The organism is Rhizobium sp. RM (assembly GCF_013390595.1).
Lineage (GTDB): Bacteria > Pseudomonadota > Alphaproteobacteria > Rhizobiales > Rhizobiaceae > Agrobacterium.
On record NZ_JACAWV010000008.1, the window covers coordinates 780,311 to 798,974 of the forward strand.

Below are 18,664 nucleotides of genomic sequence, written 5' to 3' on the forward strand. Positions count from 1 at the left end.
CCATGATAGGCTCGCCATCCTTTCCGGGAGTGTGGTTCATGGGCAGCCGGCAATTCGTTATGCCGAAAACATCGATGCCAGGCGTTGCTGCAGTTATTGCGGACAGCGACCGTTCTTTCCCCCGGCACATGCATGACCAGTTCGGTATCGGTCTGGTGGAGCGCGGCGCGCAGAAGTCCCAGAGCGGTCGCGGTCAGGTCGAAGCTCAAGCGGGCAACCTCATTACCGTCAATCCCGGCGAAGTTCACGATGGTATTCCCTTGGGGCAGGGCGGTCGCGCCTGGACGATGCTCTATCTCGATCCTGAAGTCGTTCACGCGGCGGTTTCCGACATTGAGGAAAAGCAGAACGGCGGTTTTGAATTCGTCCATCCCGTTGATGTGCGTCCTCTCGCAAATCGTTTCCGCTTACTTTTCGCGGCGATGACAGCACGCGACGATGCGATGCGATGCGAAGAAACCCTGCTCACATTGATGAGCGCAGTCTTCGAGAAACCACGGCCGTTGTCTGTCAGAGCGGCACCCGAGGCAATGAACAGGGCGCGAGAGATGATCGACGACAGCCCGGAGAGGCAGTTTCTTCTTGCCGACCTGGCTGGTGAGGCTGGTATGAGCCGTTTTCGTTTTCTGCGGTCTTTTGCGCATGTGACGGGCCTGACCCCGCATAACTATCTGCTACAACGTCGCGTTCAGGCTGCGCGACGACTGTTGGCGCAGGGAATGGCGCCGGCTGAGGCCGCGTTGACTTCAGGTTTTTCCGACCAGAGTCATCTGAACAGGGTTTTTGTGCGCTATTTCGGCGTCACGCCAGCCGCCTATCGTGCCGCTCTTTCCTGAGTTCAGATCTGCAATTTCGTCCAAGACGGCGCAAAGCCGTCTCATCATGCTTGGCTTTCACTTCAAAAGGATAGCCTCATGACGTTCGAATTCCTGCTCACCTCTCTCATTGTCGTCGCTTCACCCGGAACCGGCGTGGTCTACACGCTCGCTGCCGGACTTTCTCAGGGTGCAAGGGCAAGTATTGTTGCGGCACTTGGCTGCACACTCGGCATCCTGCCGCATCTGCTGGCGGCGGTTACAGGCCTTGCCGCAATCCTGCATGCCAGCGCGACTGCGTTTAGCGTCATCAAATATCTCGGCGTCGCCTATCTTCTCTACATGGCGTGGAACACATTGAGGGAAAATGGCGCGCTGCGTGTGGACGACCAGCGGCAGAGCAAAAGTGTCACCAATATTGTGGGTGAAGCGGTGCTCATCAATCTTCTGAACCCGAAGCTGTCTATCTTCTTTTTTGCGTTTCTGCCGCAGTTCATCGCCGCCGAGACAGTAAAGCCCACCTCGCAGATGACCGTCCTCGGTCTGGTTTTCATGGCCATTACCTTTGTGGTTTTTGCACTCTACGGCTGTTTTGCCGCTTCCGTCAGACAGCAGGTCGTTTCACGCCCTGCTGTGCTTGCCTGGCTACGGCGCAGTTTCGCCGCAGCCTTTGTTGCACTCGGCGCCAAGCTTGCCTTGACGCAGAGATAGCGCAAAACGGGTCTCAGTTATCCCATTCCGGCGCCAGATGGCCGGGGCTGACAATGCGGCCGTCCGGTTTCGCCAATGCGTGGATTTCCTGCATCTCCTCTGGCGTCAGGGCAAAATCGAAGATGTCGAAATTCTCTTTGAGACGGCTTTCAGTGGCCGTCTTGGAAAGCGCGATGACATCTGATTGCTGCACAGCCCAACGCAAAGCGACCTGTGCGGCGGTTTTGCCGTGGTGCGCGCCAATATCCTTCAGCACTGGATCGTTTGGCACAGCGCCGTTTGCCATCAGATAATAGGCGGTGATGGAGAGACCGTTTTTGCGGGCAGCGGCAATCACCTTCGTCTGGTCGAGGTAGGGGTGGTATTCGACCTGGTTGGTGGCGAGCGGCGTATCGGAGAGTTTTACGGCCTCTTCCGTCAGGGCCACGTTGAAGTTCGAAATGCCGATGTTGCGGGCTTTTCCGGCCTTGCGAACTTCGTTGAGCGCGCCGATACGCTCAGCCAGCGGCACGTCGCTTTTGGGCCAGTGCAGCAGCAGAAGATCGACATGATCGGTTTTCAGTTTTTGCAGGCTTTCATCGACCGAAGCCAGGAAATCGGCGTGGCGATAGCGGTCGACCCACACCTTGGTCGTGACGAAAAGGTCAGCGCGCGGAACACCTGAAGAGGCCAGGACCTCACCAACGGCCGCTTCATTCTGATAGATTTGCGCCGTGTCGACATGGCGGAAACCAAGTTTCAGCGCTTCCGGCAGGACGCGTCTCACATCGTCTTCCGGCATACGGAACGTGCCGAAACCGAGTGCTGGGATATTCGCGCCGTTCGCGTTTACAACGTACATCTGTCGTCTCCATCGTCTTTCGGTTTGTCTAAACGGGATTGTCTGGCGGGGAAGGCCTGGAAAGCCTCCCCCTATTAACGGCTGCAAACGGCACGAGTTTCAAGCAAAAGATGTCTTGCTTCCGCAAACCCTACATCAACACGTAGTCGACCGCGCGCGGATAGGCCGGAAGATCGGTCTCGCCCATGCCTTCACGCAGGTTGATTTCGATGGTGCTGGCGAGCGCACTGATCGGCAGTGCGTTCAGGCCTTCACCGAACGGTTCTTCCAGCTCGTCCGAAAGTGCGTCGAGCCCGAAGAAGGTGTAGGCAATAAGGGCGCTGGTGAAAGGTGTTGCCCAACCAAGCAGGTCGGTGAAGCCGAACGGCAGCAACAGACAGAAGAGATGTGCTGTTCGATGGAGAAGCAGCGAATATCCGAAAGGAACCGGCGTGTGGCGAATACGCTCGCATGAGGCCAGCGCGCTGCCCATCTGCTGGACGGTGCTATCAAGCATCTGGAGCTGGATATCGCTGATTTGTGCCTTCGCATTGGCGCTGAACAGGTCCGAGGAGAGCGCCCGCAGCAAGGTTTCCGGCTTGTTGCGGCTTTGGGCGTAACGCTCTGAAAGATCGGCCGGAATGAGTTTGATGATGGCGCTTTTGTTGCCGCTGGGGCGCAGGAAGCTGACCATCTCGTGACAGAAGGCAATCGTCACGTCGATGACCCTGCGGCGTTCGACGGGATCGGAAACATCCTTGCGCATCTCCAGCATTTCACTTTGTCGCCCGAAGGTCCGCGCCGCCATGATAAGAACGCCCCACTGTTTGCGTGCTTCCCACCAGCGGTCGTAACAGGCATTGGCGCGAAAGCCGAGGAAGACGGAGAGCGCGATGCCCAGCAAAGAAAACGGTGCACCGTTGAACGCCGGAATAACATCCGGGCGATCCTTGTGCGCCCAAACGACAAGCGCGGACAGGAGAAAAACAGCGAGTACCTGCGGAAATATACGGCCAACGATGGAGCCGCGCAGGATGAAGAACAGTTGAAGAAGACTCGGACGTGGACGGACGATCATGGATGCAACTCGAATGGAAAATGGGGCTGTGGCAAAGGAATCTGGCTGGCGCCTATTCGCTCCTGAAAAATGACATTTGCCAGTCCTCATTCGCGCGCCGGCACGGGACATATTGCCGCAATGCCCTTGCCGGGAAAATCCCCTTTCGGCCTTGTTGAACTGAAGTGTGTGTTGGGCTTGCGACGAACAGTGGTGAAGGGGTAACAACCACAAAATGCCAAATGGTCGAGAGCGGGCAGGGAGGAAAGTCGCGTGTCGCGTTCACAACGCCTTCTTGATCTGCTGCAGGTCCTGCGTTCCCACCGTATGCCAGTCAGTGGTGCGACACTCGCCGCTCAAACCGGCGTCAGCCTGCGCACGCTCTACCGGGATATCGCGACATTGCAGGCCCAAGGGGCGGATATCGAGGGAGAGGCGGGCGTCGGTTACGTGCTGCGTCCCGGTTTCATGCTGCCACCGCTGATGTTTTCGCAACAGGAGATCGAGGCGCTGGTCCTTGGGTCCAGATGGGTGGCGGGCCGGGCAGACGACAGGCTGGCGGATGCCGCGCGTGCCGCCCTCGTCAAGATTGCGGCCGTACTTCCCGACACATTGCGTGAGGAACTGGACAATTCCGCTTTGCTTGTCGGCCCCGATCAAGCACTGGTCGCGTCGCGCATCGATCTGGCCGACGTGAGAAGCGCCATCCGCTTCGAGACGAAGGTGGTTTTGACCTACCGCGACGAAAAGGGAGATCTGACGAAGCGTGTGGTCTGGCCTTTCGCCCTGGCTTTTTTCGATCTGGTGAGGGTGGTGTTGGCGTGGTGTGAGACGCGTCAGGATTTCCGCAGTTTTCGCGCAGATCGCATTGAGGGCTTCGGCACGATGGGAGAGCGTTATCCGCGTCGTCGCCAGACCTTGCTGAAGCAATGGCGTGAACGCGAAAAAGAACGACGGCGCCAACAGCATGCTGACAAAAACTGACAGCATGGGGGTCTAAGAAGGGCTCATCCACAACAAAGGAGATAGCCATGACCCACCCCGATTTCACCATTCTCTATGTCGACAATCCTCCTGCAAGCAGCAGTTTTTACAAAGGTTTGCTGGGTGTTGAACCGGTCGAAGCCTCACCGACCTTTTCCTTGTTCATTCTCAACAACGGCATGAAGCTTGGCCTCTGGTCCCGCCATGCGGTGGAGCCGAAGGCCGCGGCTGCCGGCGGTGGTGGCGAACTGGCGTTCAGGGTTGCCAATGAAGCAGACGTGGCGGAAACCCACGCTGCCTGGAAGGCCCAGGGACTGGCTATTCTGCAGGAGCCGACGGTGATGGAGTTCGGCAGGACTTTTACCGCTGCCGATCCCGATGGTCATCGTTTGCGCGTCTATGCGTTTTCGGGCTGACGGCCTACTTCTTTACGGCAACCACAAAAATGCGTGGGAACCGTAGCAGCAATCGGCCGTCCGCCATGGGCGGATAGGCCGCAGCGATCCGGGCGGTGTAGTCTTTCAGGAAAGCCGCCTGGTGTTCGTCTCCCGCTGCGGCAAGGTAGGGACGAAGCCCGGTGCCCTTCACCCATTCGACAATGGCATTCGCATCAGCCATCGGATGATTATAGATCGTGTGCCATACATCGACCCGTGCGGATTTCGGGGTCAGCCGGTCGAAATAGGCTGATGGCGACGGTAGCGGCTTACGGCGCAGACGGCCGCCAGCAAATGCCTCGCTCCAAGGGCCGGCCGCACCTGTTTCCTCCATCATCACATGCGTCGGTTCTGTCAGATTGTCCGGCATCTGCACGGCAAGCACACCGCCGGGTGAAAGACTGTCCATCAACCTCTCCAGAACGGACAGATGGTCGGGAACCCATTGAAAAACCGCATTGGCATAGAGAAGATCAGCCGGTTGCGTCGGTTTCCACTGCGCAAGGTCAGCTTTGCCGAATTGCGTGTTGGGCAACCTGTCAGCAGCCTTGGCCAGCATGTCGTCATCACTGTCGACGCCCGTGATGACATTGACACCGAAACGATCGGTCAAAAGTTCCGTAGAGTTGCCGGGACCGCAGCCAAGGTCGTAGCCGTTCATGACGCGTTCGAGCGGCACTTGCGCCAGGAGATCGCGTGCTGCACGGGTCCTCTCATCCTCGAATTTCAGATATTGTTGCGCCGACCAGACCATGATGTCCTCCTGCTGAAAGCCGAATGGGGCTGAAACATCGCATGCGCCATGCCTCGTCACCACCAGCTTATTCATGAATTCTTGTGATGGATATATTCATCAACCGATTGTTCCAGCTTGGAAAATATCATCGCCAAGGCTTGCTGGAGTAATTTTCCATCAAAATCATACATCGTGGAAATAAAAACTTGACCTTGAGGGGCGAGAGGCATTCACTCCGGCCACTTTCAAGACAGGAGACCGTTATGAGCGTCGATACCGCACCCCGATCAACCACCTGGACCTATGTTGACGGTCAATGGCTGCCGGGCAACCCGCCCCTTATCGGCCCGACCTCGCATGCCATGTGGCTGGCCTCGACGGTGTTTGACGGCGCACGCTGGTTTGACGGCGTTGCTCCGGATCTCGACCTGCATTGCCAGCGCGTCAATCGCTCCGCGACCAACATGGGCATGACGCCGACGATGACGGCGGAAGAGATCGAATCCCTGGCGCTGGAAGGCGTGAAGAAATTCGATGGCAAGACCGCCATTTACATCAAGCCGATGTACTGGGCCGAACATGGCACACCCGGCAGCGTGGTTGCGCCTGACGCGGGTTCCACACGTTTTGCGCTTTGCCTTTTCGAAGCCCCGATGGATGCCGGCAAGCCCCTGACACTGACGGTTTCGCCGCTGCGTCGTCCGTCTCCGGAAACCGCGATGACGGATGCCAAGGCTGGCAGCCTCTATCCCAACAGCGGTCGTGCCATCCTTGAGGCTCGTTCGCGTGGTTTCGACAATGCGCTGATGCGCGATATGAATGGCAATGTTGCCGAGACGGCGGCCTCGAACATCTTCATGGTCAAGGACGGCGTGGTTATGACGCCGGTCCCGAACCGCACCTTCCTCGCAGGCATTACGCGTTCGCGCGTTATCGGTCTTCTGCGCCAGGCAGGTTTCGACGTCCGCGAAACAACTTTGTCGGTTGATGATTTCCGCGCAGCCGATGAGATCTTCTGCTCCGGCAACTATTCCAAGGTTTCGCCGGTCACCAAGCTCGATGATCGTGAATTGCAGGCCGGACCGGTCGCGCGCAAGGCGCTCGACCTTTACATGGACTGGGCACGTCTCGGCAGCGACGCATAAGCCTGATTGCAAATTCGAACACCGAATAAAGCCCGTGCCAACAAGCGCGGGCTTTATTTTTTCGCCAAAGCCGGTAGTGCAGCGGCAAGGGCCCGCAGCGGCGCCGTCATGTGTTTATCGCGGCGAAGTGCCAGTGCGATGCGGCGCTCGACGGGCGGCGCCAGGGAGCGCCATGTCAGCCCGGAAAACTCATTCTTTTGCTCGACCGCCATGCGTGGCACGATGGAGATGCCGAGGCCGGCTTCGGTCAGTTTCTTGATGGCCTCGACGCTGCCAAGCTGCATGGCAGGCTGCACGGCACGCCCACTTGCTGAAAACCATTGATCCGTCAGTTTGCGGGTATTGCCTCCCTCATAAAGCAGGAGTGGTTGTGCGGAAAGGAACGACACGTCCATTACCTGATCGGCCGGGAAGCTGTCGAGTGGGAACGCCGCAACCATCTCATCCAGATAGATCTCGCGAATATCAAGGCTTCGACCGCTGGCAGGTAGCGCGACCACTGCCGCATCAATGGTGTTGGCTTCCAGATGCCGCAGAATATCGGCAGTGTTTCCTGTCTGAACCTCGATATCGAGGCCGGGCATGGCCTTGCGTATTTTGCCGAGAACAGGCGGCAGGAGATAGATGCAAGCGGTTGCTCCGGTGCCGATGCGAAGTCGCCCGCTTGCACCGTCGCGGTGCGGTGCGACGGTGTCGAGCGCATGGGCGACCTCCTCGGCAATCCGCCTGGCATGAACCAGAAAATCGAGACCCGCCGCTGTCGGCTGTGCCCGGCGTCCGACGCGTTCGATCAGACGCACACCGAGCTGTTTTTCGAGCAGACGAATATGCAGACTGATGGCGGGCTGCGTCAGTCCAGCCTTATCGGCTGCAGCCGAGAAGCTGCCGAGCTCGACCACATCCATAAAACTGCGAACCTGCCGCAGGTCGACGTCCATGATAAAAGAAAACCTTATCGTTTGTATAAGTTCTATAATCTTTAATTTGTTTCAGCCGCGATGCACAATGGTTTCGTGAATGATTGCAGGACTTATTGAATGACACTCCCGAAAGCGCAAAGCCTCACCATCCGCCCCTGTGAGGAGGCGGATATTCCCGCTATCACGACGATTTACCGCGATGCTGTCCTGAATGGTCGAGCCAGCTTTGAAATTGATCCGCCGACCGTGGACGATATGCTGGCGCGTCGCGCCGCACTGGTGTCGGGTGGCTTTCCGTACATCGTCGCAAAAATGTCAGGGCAGGTGGTGGGATATGCCTACGCCGGCGCCTACCGGGCTCGCCCGGCCTATGGCGCAACGGTTGAAGATTCAGTCTATGTTGATCCAGCCATGAAGGGGCTGGGGATCGGGCGCAGACTGATGGACGCTCTGATCGAGGAAGCAACAGCACGCGGGTTTCGGCAGATGATCGCCATTATTGGCGACTCGGCCAACACGGCTTCCGTTGGTGTTCACCGCGCAGCCGGATTCGAGCACGTCGGCACATTCCGCTCCATCGGTTGGAAACATGGGCAGTGGCTGGATACCGTGCTGATGCAGCGCCCCCTGGGAGAGAGCGATACGACGCCCCGTTTTTGAGGCGCCGTAAAATTTGATCGTCAGGGTTTGGTCGAACCGGGAATTTCGACCTTAACCGTGTCACCGGCAAGCTCGCTGCCCAGTTCTGCTGACTTTGTCTTCTTATCGTAGACGCAGATGTGACTGATCGTGGCATCCGCACCCTTGGCCTTGCCGGTGAGAATCGCAAGGCCGAAATTCTCGCTGCCGATCGGATCGACAACGGCTTTGGCGTCCTCGATCATTCCCTCGCTTGCGGCAAGGCACTTCGCCTGTACGTCCCCGACGAACTCTTTCCATGCCTCGTCCGATGACGCGGATGCAACGCCTGCAGCAAGCAAAAACAGGGTGGCGGCGACGGCGCTGGTTTTCATCATGGGATTCCTTTTCTATTGCGATGCTGGACGGGCGAACGGATGAGCGAAAAACGGTACGCTTGGCTTGTGAAACAATTGTGGTCGAAAGGGTGTTGAGAGGAATTTTCTCTTTTGTTGGAACATTTTGATAATTCGCAGGTTGCCCAAACAGATCTTCGCTCCTATGGTCCGCTCACACGGTTTCTAGGAGCGGTTGTCCGCTGCAAAAAGGAGTAAAAACCATGGCTTTTGAACTTCCCGAACTCCCTTACGACTACGATGCGCTTGCTCCGTACATGTCGCGCGAGACGCTTGAGTTTCACCACGACAAGCACCACAAGGCATATGTCGACAACGGCAACAAGCTGGCGGCGGAAGCCGGTCTGGCTGACCTGTCGCTGGAAGAGGTCGTGAAGAAGTCCTTTGGTACCAATGCAGGTCTCTTCAACAACGCTGCCCAGCATTACAACCACGTTCATTTCTGGAAGTGGATGAAGAAGAACGGCGGCGGCAACAAGCTGCCTGGCAAGCTGGAAAGCGCCATTGCATCGGACCTCGGCGGCTACGACAAGTTCAAGGCTGATTTCATTGCCGCTGGCACTACGCAGTTCGGCTCCGGCTGGGCATGGCTCTCCGTCAAGAACGGCAAGCTCGAAATCTCCAAGACCGCGAACGGCGAAAACCCGCTGGTTCACGGTGCAGAGCCGATCCTCGGCGTCGACGTCTGGGAACACTCCTACTACATCGACTACCGCAACCTGCGTCCGAAGTACCTGGAAGCTTTCGTCGATAGCCTCATCAACTGGGACTACGTTCTCGAGCGTTACGAAGCCGCTACCAAGTAAGCTTCGCACCCTACTTTCTTCGAACACCCGGCCTTCGTGCCGGGTGTTTTGTTTTTACTGTGCCTGTCACAAGCCTGTCATGGGGCCCGTTTATCGCGGCCCATCATGACTGACATCACGCCCCCGCTGTTCTCATTCGGCATTGTTGCCGACCCCCAATATGCCAACATTGATCCGCGTCCCGAAATGGGCAGGTATTATGCCGAAAGTCCGCGAAAGCTGGCGCAGGCTATCGAGGTCTTTAACGGCCGGGACCTTGCGTTCGTCGTGACGCTCGGCGACATCATCGATCGTGGTTTCGAAAATTACGACACGATGCTGGCGGTTTACGAAGGCTTGCGCCATCGTTCGATCCTGCTGCCAGGCAATCACGATTTCGCCGTTTCGGTCGAGCATCTGCCAAAAATCCATTCGCGGCTCGGGATGCCGTCGCCATGGTACGATTTTGCCATCGGCAAGGTGCGTTTCGTCGTACTGGATGGCAACGACGTCAGCCTGTTTGCACCACCGCTCGATGATCCGCGTCGCACGGTTGCAAGAGAGCGGCTGGACGCCTTGCGCGAGGTTGGTGCGATCAATGCGCAGGACTGGAACGCATCGTTAAGCGACGCTCAGTTCGAATGGCTGGAAGGTGTGCTCGAAAAGGCCGATGTAGCAGGCGAACGCGTGGTGATCTTCTGCCACTACCCGCTGTTTCCCGAAAATGCCCATAACATGTGGGATGCGCCTCGCATCATCGACCTTCTTACGCGCCATGTCTGTGTCGGCGCCTGGTTCTGCGGTCATAATCACGAGGGCAATTACGGTCTCTTGAACGGCAAGCATTTCGTCAATTTCAAAGGCATGGTTGACACGCCGGATGAGAACGCCTTTGCCATTGCCGAGGTCTATGCCGATCGCATCGAGATCAGCGGCTTCGGGCGTGAAAAAAGCCGGTCGTTAGGTTTTTGACGCGACGTTTTTCGGCTGCTTGATGTCCCAACCGCTGATCCAGAGCTGACGCAGCGCTTCGCCTTCGTTTCGAAAGAAGGTGCCTGTCTGGCCGCATGTGACCACGCGGTCGGACCTGAAATTGCGGATCGCCTGTCTCAGTTCGCACCATGCGACGATGTTGGTCGTCTCGGAGTAATAAATGACGGCGATGGGCCGGATACGTCGATGCGTCTGTGTGCTGCTCTCATCGCGATAGGCGATATCCAGTTTTTCCTCGTCCCGCACAGCCCGCCGGACAATCGCAAGGTCGATACCGCTTGGGGTTGGCGCCACGCTGCCCCAGGCATGCAGAGCGTTGGCCGTCAGCGTCCGCGATAATGGCTCGGGCACGGAGGCGGCGATCTTGTCGCTGACCCTTTTGGCCGCCTGTCGCAACTCGGTGTCCGCCGTTCTGCCAATCAGCGCGAGGGCCAGAACAATCGCCTCCGTTTCCTCGATCGAAAACATCAGCGGCGGCAGATTGAAGCCGGGCCGCAGAATGTAGCCGACCCCGCGTTCGCCTTCGATCGGCACGCGCATGGTCTGAAGCGCGACGATGTCACGATAGACGGAGCGTGCGGTGACCTCCAGCGTGTCGGCGATCTGCTGTGCGGTTACCGGTTTGCGGGCCACACGCAGGATCTGGATGATTTCGAACAGTCTCGACGCCTTGCGCATCGCCGTTTTCCTGAAGCTCTTGCTCACTCAACTGACATAACGTTGTCAGTTGCCATTCCCTATAAACGGAAAAACACATTGAGAAACAGGGTGTTTTCTTGATGCGCATTGATCCGATATCGGGAGATACTGACATGAGTTACGCGGAAAATCTCTGGCTTTTCTTTCTGGTGCTTTTTGGCATCGTCATTCTGCCGGGCATGGACATGCTGTTCGTTCTGGCGAGCGCGTTGACGGGCGGCAGGCGAACCGGCCTGTCGGCGGCAAGTGGCATGAGTGCGGGCGGCATTGTGCATTCCCTGTACGGTGCCGTTGGTGTGGGGGCGCTTGCTGTCTGGATACCATCGCTGTTCAAACCGCTGTTGATCGCCGGTGCAGTCTATATGGTCTGGATCGGAATCAGCCTCGCGCGCAGTTCCATCGTCGTGAACGGTGGCGAAGCGGATGCCAGCGCCTCGGCCAGAAAAGCGTTCTGGCGCGCCATGCTCACCTGCCTGTCGAACCCCAAAGCCTATCTCTTCATGATGGCGATCTATCCACAATTTCTCAAACCCGCCTATGGGCCGATCTGGATGCAGGGCGCGGTGATGGGCCTCATGGTCGCGGTAACCCAGTTTGCGGTCTATGGCGGGCTGGCATTAACGGCGGACAGAAGCAGGGCATGGCTTGTTTCCTCACCTGCTACCACTGTTTTCATCGGTCGCGCTGCGGGTGTGATGCTGGTTGCAGTCGCATTGCTGACACTCTGGGAAGGGTTGTCTTAGGCTTCTGTTTTCACGCGAAATTTCACTTCAATGTGACTTCTTTTTGCCTGACGGAACGGGCATCCTCGCCCCGTTCGTATCAAGCCCGTTACCTGTCGGGATCAAGGAGAGAGTTCATGAAACCGAAAACCATCACGGCAGCGATGCTGTTCGGCTGTCTGTGCGCCGGTGCGGTTTACGCAGCCGGCGAAGTCGAAAAGCGCGAAGGCATGATGAAGCAGATTGGCGGTGCGATGGGGTCGCTCGCCGCCATTTCCAAGGGGCAGAAGCCTTTTGACGCCGAGGCGGTCAAGACTGCCGTGACGACAATCAGCACCAACGCCAAGGCTTTCCCGGACCAGTTCCCGGCTGGCTCCGAAGCTGGCAGTGCGGCAGCACCCGCCATCTGGGAAAACTTCGAGGACTTCAAGGCCAAGTCTGCAAAGCTCGGTGAAGATGCGGACGCGATTCTTGCCAGCCTGCCCGTGGATCAGGCCGGCGTCGCAACCGCCATGCAGAAACTCGGCGCCGATTGCGGCACCTGCCATCAGACCTATCGTCTGAAGAAGTGATGTTCATCGCATCGGGAAAGTCGCCTTCGGGCGACTTTCCCTTGAGGCGTCGGATCGATCCGGTGCGCTCAGTGCAAATGTGAATGTCGATTGGTCTGAGAGGGGAGAGGGGTATGCCTTCCATCTGGACGAAACTTGCGGGCGGCGCCGTATTGGCCGCAGCCGCTGGTTTCTGTATTTTTATGGTCGTTACGGCGCCGGAGCGGCAGGCGCCAAGCCACTGGGCGAGCCTTGGAGAGCCGGACCTCGCCAACGGCGAGACGCTGTTCTGGGCAGGCGGTTGCGCAAGCTGTCATGCTGCGCCCGGTGTAACAGGTGATGCACTTCTGACGCTTGCTGGCGGTCAGGATCTGCCGAGCCCTTTCGGAACCTTCCGTGTGCCGAACATCTCGTCTGATCCGCAGCACGGTATTGGTGGGTGGACGCTGGCGCAGTTTGGCGACGCCATGACACGGGGCGTCGGCAAGGATGGTGAACATCTTTATCCGTCCTTCCCCTATGCATCCTATGCCAGGATGACCTCCAAGGACATCAACGATCTCTTCGGTTACCTCAAGGCGCTTCCCGCGAGCCAGAACGATGCACCGGGACACGACCTGCCATTCCCGTTCAACATGCGTGTCACCTTGGGTGGCTGGAAATTCCTTTATTTCGATAAGGGCGCCCCTCGTGTCGAACTTGCCAATGCCGATGCCGAACTGCTGCGTGGCCAGTATCTGGTGGAGGGCCCTGGCCATTGTGGCGAATGCCATACGCCGCGAAATGCGCTTGGCGGCTTCCTTGCGGACAAATGGCTGGCGGGCGGTCTCAACCCGGAAGGTGAGGGCAGAATTCCTGACATTACGCCAGCATCTGAAAGCATCGGCGGTTGGGCCGCCGAGGATATCGCAAGCTACCTCGAGACCGGCTTTACACCGGAGTTCGACAGCGTCGGCGGCTCCATGGTCAAGGTCCAGCAGAACATGGCACGGTTGACGGCGGACGACCGGGACGCGATTGCCGCCTATCTGAAGGCTGTTCCGGCGCGTTGAGGTGGAGAGGCATTGACTCTCCACTATCGCCGTCGGATAACAAAACTGTGATGGTTCCTTCCGGAAATCCGGAAGGTGAAAAGGGAACACGATAAGGAGCAATCCCCATTCGTGGCTGCCCCCGCAACTGTGAGCGGAGAGCCTGAAACGGAAATACCACTGGTCGGCTGCATGGCTGGAACCGAAAGGTTGGGCTCATGCGGGGGATAACCCGGCCGGGAAGGTGTTTCAGGTTTTGACCCGCGAGCCAGGAGACCTGCCCTCACGGAAATGTTTATGCCGGCGGGGTGTCCGGAGCAGCAGGATTACAGGGGCAGGTGACTGCGCCTGTGTCAGTCTCGCATTCCCCGTGGTGAATTGTATCGATGCGGTCCTGCGCCTGGATTGGACGCTTGCCCGCTCACAATGGCGCGAATGCGCCGGGAGAGGCTCACCATGTCTACCATCAATCAAAATACCGCCAATGCCGCTGTAACAGCGAAAAGCAGCAGCATTGCCCAATCGCTGACAGCGATCGTTCTCGGCCTGTTCATCGTCGGTTTCGTCGGCTTCTCGCATGTCGAAGCTGTTCACAACGCAGCGCATGATACGCGCCACGCCAATGCGTTTCCCTGCCACTAAAGCTGAATGATTTCGGGGACTTTGTACCCTGAACGCGAAGCTGCTCCAGAATTTGAGGAAACAGGGCATGATGACGTTCGAAAGCCACCGATGCTTTCGGGTTCATGCTCCTGAGGGGGAAATTGCATGTCGTCTTTTCGCAATATTGTTTTTACGTCGGTGCTGGTCGGCTTGATTGGCGGCGTCGCCGTTTCGGCCATGCAGGCCGTTGGCACCACACCGCTGATCCTGCAGGCGGAAACCTACGAAAGCGCTGGTGGTGAAGCTCCACACAGCCATGACACAGCGCCGGCAACTGATGCACAAACGACCGCACAGGCTCCAGCCCACACACATGAACATGACGAAGACGCCTGGGCTCCGGCTGATGGTTTCGAACGTGCGGCCTATACAGTCGCAGTCAATGTTCTGACGGCCATCGGTTATGCACTCGTCTTGACCGGCCTCTTGTCGTTGCGCGGCACCAACGGTGGTTGGCGTGAGGGCCTGTTGTGGGGTGTAGCGGGGTTTGCTGCCGTCATGCTGGCGCCGATGATCGGTCTTCCGCCAGAACTGCCTGGAAGCCCGGCTGCCGCACTCGCCGCTCGTCAAACCTGGTGGATCGCAACCGTTGCCGCGACTGGCGGCGGTATTGCGCTGATCGCTTTCCGGCGTGAACCCTGGACGGCGGTTCTGGCTCTGGTGCTGATTATCGCGCCGCATGTGGTGGGTGCGCCGCTTCCGCCGGAAGGTGAACATGCGCTGGCGCCTCTGCCGCTGGAGCGTCAGTTCATCGTTGCCGCGACGGTGACGAGTTTCGTCTTCTGGGCATTGATTGGAACGCTGAGCGCCTTCTTCCTGAAGCGTTTCCAGTCGGTTTGACACCATGCGGGACGCGGCAGAATGGAGCGACGAACTCGACGCGCTGCGTTTCGCCGTTCCCGGTCACGGCGCGACCTGCGCCGTGCACCGCCTGGCCTTCAAGGCGTTGTTGAAGGGCGAGCCGGATCAGATGGCCGTTCTTGAGTATTTTCAGCAACACAGTGTCGAGTTCATTGCCGCTGCAAAGGCCAAGATCGCCCGCCTGGACCTTCCTCTCGATCGCAGTCTGCATCTCAACAGCCGCGATATTCGTCGCGTGTTAGCTGGCGAGGGCGACGCTGTTACCCCTCGCATCTGCCGCGTTCTGGATCGCGGCAGATAGCTTCTGTCCTACTTCGTGTGTTCCGCTGCGAAAATTCTCAATTCCGCTTCGGCCTCCGGACCAAAGAGGCCAAGGGCTTTGAGAATTTCCGTTGCGAAACTGACCGGTGCGCTGCCCGGTGCCGTGACGATACCGCCGTCGCTGACGGCTTGCGGTTGATCGCGATAAAGACCTTCACCCAGATAGGCTTGATAGGCACGATGCGATGCCAGCGAGTTGCCGGTATGAGCGACATCGTTGAGGATGCCGGTTCCCGCAAGTGCGCTTGCGGCGGCGCAGATCCCACCGATCACACGCCCCCCGTTTCGAAACCGGTGCACAAGGTCACTGATATCCGCGGCCTCGCCTTTTTCCCAACTGAGACCACCGGGGATCACCAGGGCATCGATATTATCTGGATCAAGCGCGTCGTAGCGCATGTCGGGTACGACGTGCATCCCGCCCATGGAAACCACCGGCTGTCCGCTTGGCGACGCATGAACGATGTTCACGCCCAGATAGCGGCGGGCTGCTGCGGTGAGCAGTGCGGGCTCCCAGTCGGCAAAGTCTTGCGCCAAGGCGATAGCGATCCGAGTCATGGCCTTCTCCGTTGAGGATAATCAGGCGATGGATTGCATGTAACGCATGCCGGTGACGGGGCGCGGCACGAAATCCATGTTTTCATAGAAACGATGGGCAGCGACGTTGCCGGTAGCCGCACCAACGGAAAGGTAGTCGCATCCGAGGCGCTTGGCGATATCGCGAGCCCGCGATACGAGGTGCTGCCCGGTTCCATGGCCGCGATGGCCGTCACGCACGAAGAGATGGTGCAGTTCAAGGCCGCGTCGACCTTCCTGCGCCCTGTAGAGCGGCAGAAGCAGTGCGTAACCGATCAGCTCGCCGTCCGCTTCAGCAACAAGACCGTGAACCCAGGGAAGGGCGCCAAACAGATCGCGTTCCAGCTTTTCGGGTGTCATCACAGATGCATCACCGTGATGAGCGGCAAGCAAGGTGATCATTTCGTTGAGTTCGGGAAGATCGGTCTTGCGCGCGCCGCGAATGATGACGACGGGCGGTCTGGGCAGTGTAAGGGCGCTATCTTCGGTCATTTTTCTGGTCCTTCGGTTCTATTTTTGCCGTCAGGACGCTTGAAAACAACAAAGCCGCCTGACGGCGGCTTGTTGACAATATGATCTGTCGAGCCGCCCTTTACAGGTAGGCCCAAAAGTACGAGCAGGAGATGGGTGCGCGTTCGTTGATCATGCGCAATGGATGCTCTCGAATCGGAAATCTGTCAAGGCCGTTTACAATGCAAATCGTGCGGTCGCTGAAAGAATGGCATCTTCCATCCCCGTGTCACTCGTTGCGTGCCCGGCGCCGTCGACGAGTACGAGTTCACTCCCAGGCCAGGCGGCAGCAAGTTCAAAGGCGGTCACAGGCGGACCCTGCAAATCCTGCGTGCCCTGAACAAGCACGCCAGGGATGCCCGCGAGCACCTCTGCCTCTCGGATCAAGGCCCCGTCCTCAATCCAGGCGGCGTGTTGGAAATAATGCGCACAAAGGCGCGCGCGGGTTAGCCTGTAACCATTGTCTTGCCATTTCGCAGGAAAGGCAGCCCCGGGCGAGGATGTTATCGAGCCGGATTCCCAAAGGTGCCATTCCAACGCGGCGGCTTCGCGAATGGTGACATCGGCATCGGTCAGGAGCTTGTAGTAGGCTGCTACCGGATCGCACTGCATCTCCGCATCCGGTATGGCGGCGATAAATCGCTGCCACTGCCGGGGGAGAAAAATCGATAGGCCTTTGTAGAGCCACTCGATTTCCATTTTTCGCGTTGTGGTGACGCCGGCCAGCACCATGGCGCGGACATGTCGGGGGAAGCGTTGGGCATAGGCCAGCGCCAAGGTCGTCCCCCACGACGTGCCAAACACCATCCAGCTTTCAATGCCGATGGATGCCCTGATGGCCTCCATATCGTCGATCAGATGATGAGTCGTATTATGTTCGAGGCTCTTCGCTGCGTTCGGGGTGCTGAGCCCGCATCCTCGTTGGTCGAACTGTATGATGTGATAACGCGACGGATCGAAATATCGCCGCGCTGATGCCGACATGCCGGAACCAGGACCGCCATGCAGCAGCAGAGCTGGAAGTCCCTTTGGCGTACCAGACAGGGCCACGTGCAGTCGGTGTCCATCGGAAACGTCGAGGAACCGCGTTTCATAGGGTTCGATGGCGGGGAAGATTTCGGTCATGCAGCCTATCTCTTTGAGGGGAGAGGAGCGCAGTACATGCGGTGAGTGACAGTTGCGTGTCACCAGCCAAGGTCAATGTTCGCCGTGGCACATGCCGTGGTCGGAGAGCGCGCGGATCACATAGCAATCCTCGATCGAATGGCCGTCGCAGTGCGAGACGATACGCTCAAGCTCATGTTCGAGCTTTTTCAGCCGCGCAATTTTTTCTCGGACGTCTGCGAGATGTTCGGCGGCGATACGGTCCGCACCCTCGCAGGGCATTTCGCGGTGTTGGCTGAGCGCAATGAGTTCGCGAATAGTGTCGATATTAAGTCCGAGATCGCGGGCATGGCGGATGAAGGCCAGACGTTCCAGATCGGTCTTTTCGTAACGGCGCTGATTGCCCTCGGAGCGATCCGCCTCGCGGATAAGTCCCATCTGTTCGTAATAGCGGATGGTCGGCACCTTGACGCCGGTGCGTTTGGAAAGTTCACCGATCGAATACATCTATCTCTCCAGAGCTATAGTGACTGGAGAGATAGGTTTTTCCTGGAGAATTGCAATATTACAGCGACAATACCGTCCGCTGTTCGTCACCGGCCTGCTCGGCTTTTTGATTGTCAGGGTCGAGCGACCGCTTGATCACGTCTGCAATCTTGTCCTCGATGGCCTTGCGTTCGTCAGCCGGCATTGCCGCAAGTTCGTCTTCCGAAATACCCATCTGCTCAAGAGCTCTTGCGCGGATCATTTCGGCAGGCGTCATTTGCGACCATTCCTGCAGTTCGGCCAGCAGGCGGTCGTCGGAAGAGGTGTCTGCCGCCTCGCCCGAGAGCGTGGTACGGACCGCATTCGCGCTGTCCAGTTCCCAAAGTGCAGAAGCAAGAGACGAAGAGCTGATGCTGGCGATGCTGTCGCCACTGTCGGATGCGGACTGGCCGGCGGTGGCTGGTTGCGCCGTCGACACGCTGGGAGAGGTGAACCCGGCATCGGCTATCGACTCACGCGTTCTGTATCGTGTCAGATAGTAGCTGTCTGAAGTCGAGATGGTGGTCACTGCGATTCTCCTTCCTGCGACCCGAATGACCAACAGGTAGATTCCGAAGCATTCGCGAGGGTTGCGTCCCACCGGCGCAGCGCAAGAGAATGCAGCTTCTCATTCTGATATCCTTATAGTATACCCCCCTATTCT

Annotated in this window: 25 protein-coding genes and 1 riboswitch; of the genes, 14 read left to right on the forward strand and 11 right to left on the reverse strand. The window is 58.1% G+C overall.

The window, feature by feature from the left end; translation table 11 throughout:
- Positions 1-38: 38 nt before the first annotated feature.
- Complete coding sequence (locus tag HWX89_RS12740; RefSeq protein ID WP_138794824.1) at positions 39-836, forward strand: helix-turn-helix transcriptional regulator; 798 nt, start codon at positions 39-41, stop codon at positions 834-836.
- 78 nt (positions 837-914) lie between these two features.
- Positions 915-1,526, forward strand: coding sequence for a LysE family translocator (locus HWX89_RS12745; protein ID WP_138794825.1), 612 nt, complete (start codon positions 915-917; stop codon positions 1,524-1,526).
- Positions 1,527-1,539: 13 nt separating this feature from the next.
- Here HWX89_RS12745 and HWX89_RS12750 read toward each other — a convergent pair whose 3' ends face one another.
- Entirely contained in the window at positions 1,540-2,367 is an 828-nt protein-coding gene (locus HWX89_RS12750) for an aldo/keto reductase (protein WP_138794826.1), read from the reverse strand.
- Between the two features lie 130 nt (positions 2,368-2,497).
- A complete protein-coding gene (locus tag HWX89_RS12755; protein ID WP_138794827.1) occupies positions 2,498-3,424 on the reverse strand; it encodes a bestrophin family protein in 927 nt (308 codons plus the stop codon).
- Positions 3,425-3,676: 252 nt separating this feature from the next.
- Between HWX89_RS12755 and HWX89_RS12760 the strand changes: the two genes are divergently transcribed.
- A complete protein-coding gene (locus HWX89_RS12760) occupies positions 3,677-4,387 on the forward strand; it encodes a helix-turn-helix transcriptional regulator (protein ID WP_138794828.1) in 711 nt (236 codons plus the stop codon).
- Positions 4,388-4,434: 47 nt separating this feature from the next.
- Positions 4,435-4,803, forward strand: a complete 369-nt coding sequence (locus tag HWX89_RS12765) for a VOC family protein (RefSeq protein ID WP_138794829.1) — start codon at positions 4,435-4,437, stop codon at positions 4,801-4,803.
- Between the two features lie 4 nt (positions 4,804-4,807).
- Here HWX89_RS12765 and tam read toward each other — a convergent pair whose 3' ends face one another.
- Positions 4,808-5,578: a trans-aconitate 2-methyltransferase gene (gene tam, locus HWX89_RS12770; RefSeq protein WP_138794971.1), complete on the reverse strand. Its 771-nt coding sequence runs from the start codon at positions 5,576-5,578 to the stop codon at positions 4,808-4,810.
- 245 nt (positions 5,579-5,823) lie between these two features.
- Between tam and HWX89_RS12775 the strand changes: the two genes are divergently transcribed.
- Positions 5,824-6,705 (forward strand): branched-chain amino acid aminotransferase, encoded by an 882-nt coding sequence (locus HWX89_RS12775; protein ID WP_138794830.1) that lies wholly within the window; start codon positions 5,824-5,826, stop codon positions 6,703-6,705.
- 53 nt (positions 6,706-6,758) lie between these two features.
- Here HWX89_RS12775 and HWX89_RS12780 read toward each other — a convergent pair whose 3' ends face one another.
- On the reverse strand, positions 6,759-7,646 hold the full coding sequence (locus tag HWX89_RS12780; protein WP_138794831.1) for a LysR family transcriptional regulator: 888 nt from the start codon (positions 7,644-7,646) through the stop codon (positions 6,759-6,761).
- A gap of 96 nt (positions 7,647-7,742) precedes the next feature.
- Between HWX89_RS12780 and HWX89_RS12785 the strand changes: the two genes are divergently transcribed.
- A complete protein-coding gene (locus tag HWX89_RS12785; RefSeq protein WP_138794832.1) occupies positions 7,743-8,285 on the forward strand; it encodes a GNAT family N-acetyltransferase in 543 nt (180 codons plus the stop codon).
- A gap of 20 nt (positions 8,286-8,305) precedes the next feature.
- On the opposite strand, the gene HWX89_RS12790 is transcribed toward HWX89_RS12785, so the two are convergent.
- On the reverse strand, positions 8,306-8,641 hold the full coding sequence (locus HWX89_RS12790) for a hypothetical protein (protein WP_178340730.1): 336 nt from the start codon (positions 8,639-8,641) through the stop codon (positions 8,306-8,308).
- A gap of 221 nt (positions 8,642-8,862) precedes the next feature.
- On the opposite strand from HWX89_RS12790, the gene HWX89_RS12795 reads away from it, so the two are divergent.
- Both HWX89_RS12795 and HWX89_RS12800 read left to right on the forward strand, forming a co-directional pair.
- Complete coding sequence (locus HWX89_RS12795; RefSeq protein ID WP_138794833.1) at positions 8,863-9,465, forward strand: superoxide dismutase; 603 nt, start codon at positions 8,863-8,865, stop codon at positions 9,463-9,465.
- Between the two features lie 105 nt (positions 9,466-9,570).
- Positions 9,571-10,416: a metallophosphoesterase gene (locus HWX89_RS12800; protein WP_138794834.1), complete on the forward strand. Its 846-nt coding sequence runs from the start codon at positions 9,571-9,573 to the stop codon at positions 10,414-10,416.
- Here the strand turns inward: HWX89_RS12800 and HWX89_RS12805 are convergent.
- Entirely contained in the window at positions 10,405-11,115 is a 711-nt protein-coding gene (locus tag HWX89_RS12805; RefSeq protein WP_138794835.1) for a helix-turn-helix transcriptional regulator, read from the reverse strand. The genes HWX89_RS12800 and HWX89_RS12805 overlap by 12 nt on opposite strands.
- A gap of 134 nt (positions 11,116-11,249) precedes the next feature.
- Between HWX89_RS12805 and HWX89_RS12810 the strand changes: the two genes are divergently transcribed.
- The 6 genes from HWX89_RS12810 (at position 11,250) to HWX89_RS12835 (ending at position 15,265) form a co-directional block, all read left to right on the forward strand.
- On the forward strand, positions 11,250-11,879 hold the full coding sequence (locus tag HWX89_RS12810) for a LysE family translocator (protein ID WP_138794836.1): 630 nt from the start codon (positions 11,250-11,252) through the stop codon (positions 11,877-11,879).
- Between the two features lie 116 nt (positions 11,880-11,995).
- On the forward strand, positions 11,996-12,430 hold the full coding sequence (locus HWX89_RS12815) for a c-type cytochrome (RefSeq protein ID WP_178340731.1): 435 nt from the start codon (positions 11,996-11,998) through the stop codon (positions 12,428-12,430).
- Positions 12,431-12,543: 113 nt separating this feature from the next.
- On the forward strand, positions 12,544-13,461 hold the full coding sequence (locus HWX89_RS12820) for a c-type cytochrome (protein WP_138794837.1): 918 nt from the start codon (positions 12,544-12,546) through the stop codon (positions 13,459-13,461).
- A 34-nt stretch (positions 13,462-13,495) separates the two neighbouring features.
- Positions 13,496-13,739: riboswitch (cobalamin riboswitch) on the forward strand.
- Positions 13,740-13,896: 157 nt separating this feature from the next.
- Positions 13,897-14,082, forward strand: a complete 186-nt coding sequence (locus tag HWX89_RS12825) for a CbtB domain-containing protein (protein ID WP_138794838.1) — start codon at positions 13,897-13,899, stop codon at positions 14,080-14,082.
- A 126-nt stretch (positions 14,083-14,208) separates the two neighbouring features.
- Positions 14,209-14,943 carry a CbtA family protein gene (locus HWX89_RS12830; RefSeq protein ID WP_138794839.1) on the forward strand — a complete coding sequence of 245 codons (735 nt, stop codon included), beginning with the start codon at positions 14,209-14,211 and terminating at the stop codon, positions 14,941-14,943.
- Positions 14,944-14,947: 4 nt separating this feature from the next.
- Positions 14,948-15,265 (forward strand): hypothetical protein, encoded by a 318-nt coding sequence (locus HWX89_RS12835; protein ID WP_138794840.1) that lies wholly within the window; start codon positions 14,948-14,950, stop codon positions 15,263-15,265.
- A gap of 8 nt (positions 15,266-15,273) precedes the next feature.
- Here HWX89_RS12835 and HWX89_RS12840 read toward each other — a convergent pair whose 3' ends face one another.
- From HWX89_RS12840 to HWX89_RS12860, 5 genes are all read right to left on the reverse strand, one after another.
- On the reverse strand, positions 15,274-15,843 hold the full coding sequence (locus HWX89_RS12840; RefSeq protein ID WP_138794841.1) for a type 1 glutamine amidotransferase family protein: 570 nt from the start codon (positions 15,841-15,843) through the stop codon (positions 15,274-15,276).
- Between the two features lie 21 nt (positions 15,844-15,864).
- Positions 15,865-16,353, reverse strand: a complete 489-nt coding sequence (locus HWX89_RS12845; RefSeq protein ID WP_138794842.1) for a GNAT family N-acetyltransferase — start codon at positions 16,351-16,353, stop codon at positions 15,865-15,867.
- Positions 16,354-16,548: 195 nt separating this feature from the next.
- Positions 16,549-17,496, reverse strand: coding sequence for a prolyl aminopeptidase (gene pip / locus HWX89_RS12850; protein ID WP_138794843.1), 948 nt, complete (start codon positions 17,494-17,496; stop codon positions 16,549-16,551).
- Between the two features lie 72 nt (positions 17,497-17,568).
- Complete coding sequence (locus HWX89_RS12855) at positions 17,569-17,982, reverse strand: MerR family transcriptional regulator (RefSeq protein WP_138794844.1); 414 nt, start codon at positions 17,980-17,982, stop codon at positions 17,569-17,571.
- Positions 17,983-18,040: 58 nt separating this feature from the next.
- Positions 18,041-18,529, reverse strand: coding sequence for a hypothetical protein (locus HWX89_RS12860; RefSeq protein ID WP_138794845.1), 489 nt, complete (start codon positions 18,527-18,529; stop codon positions 18,041-18,043).
- Positions 18,530-18,664: the final 135 nt, after the last annotated feature.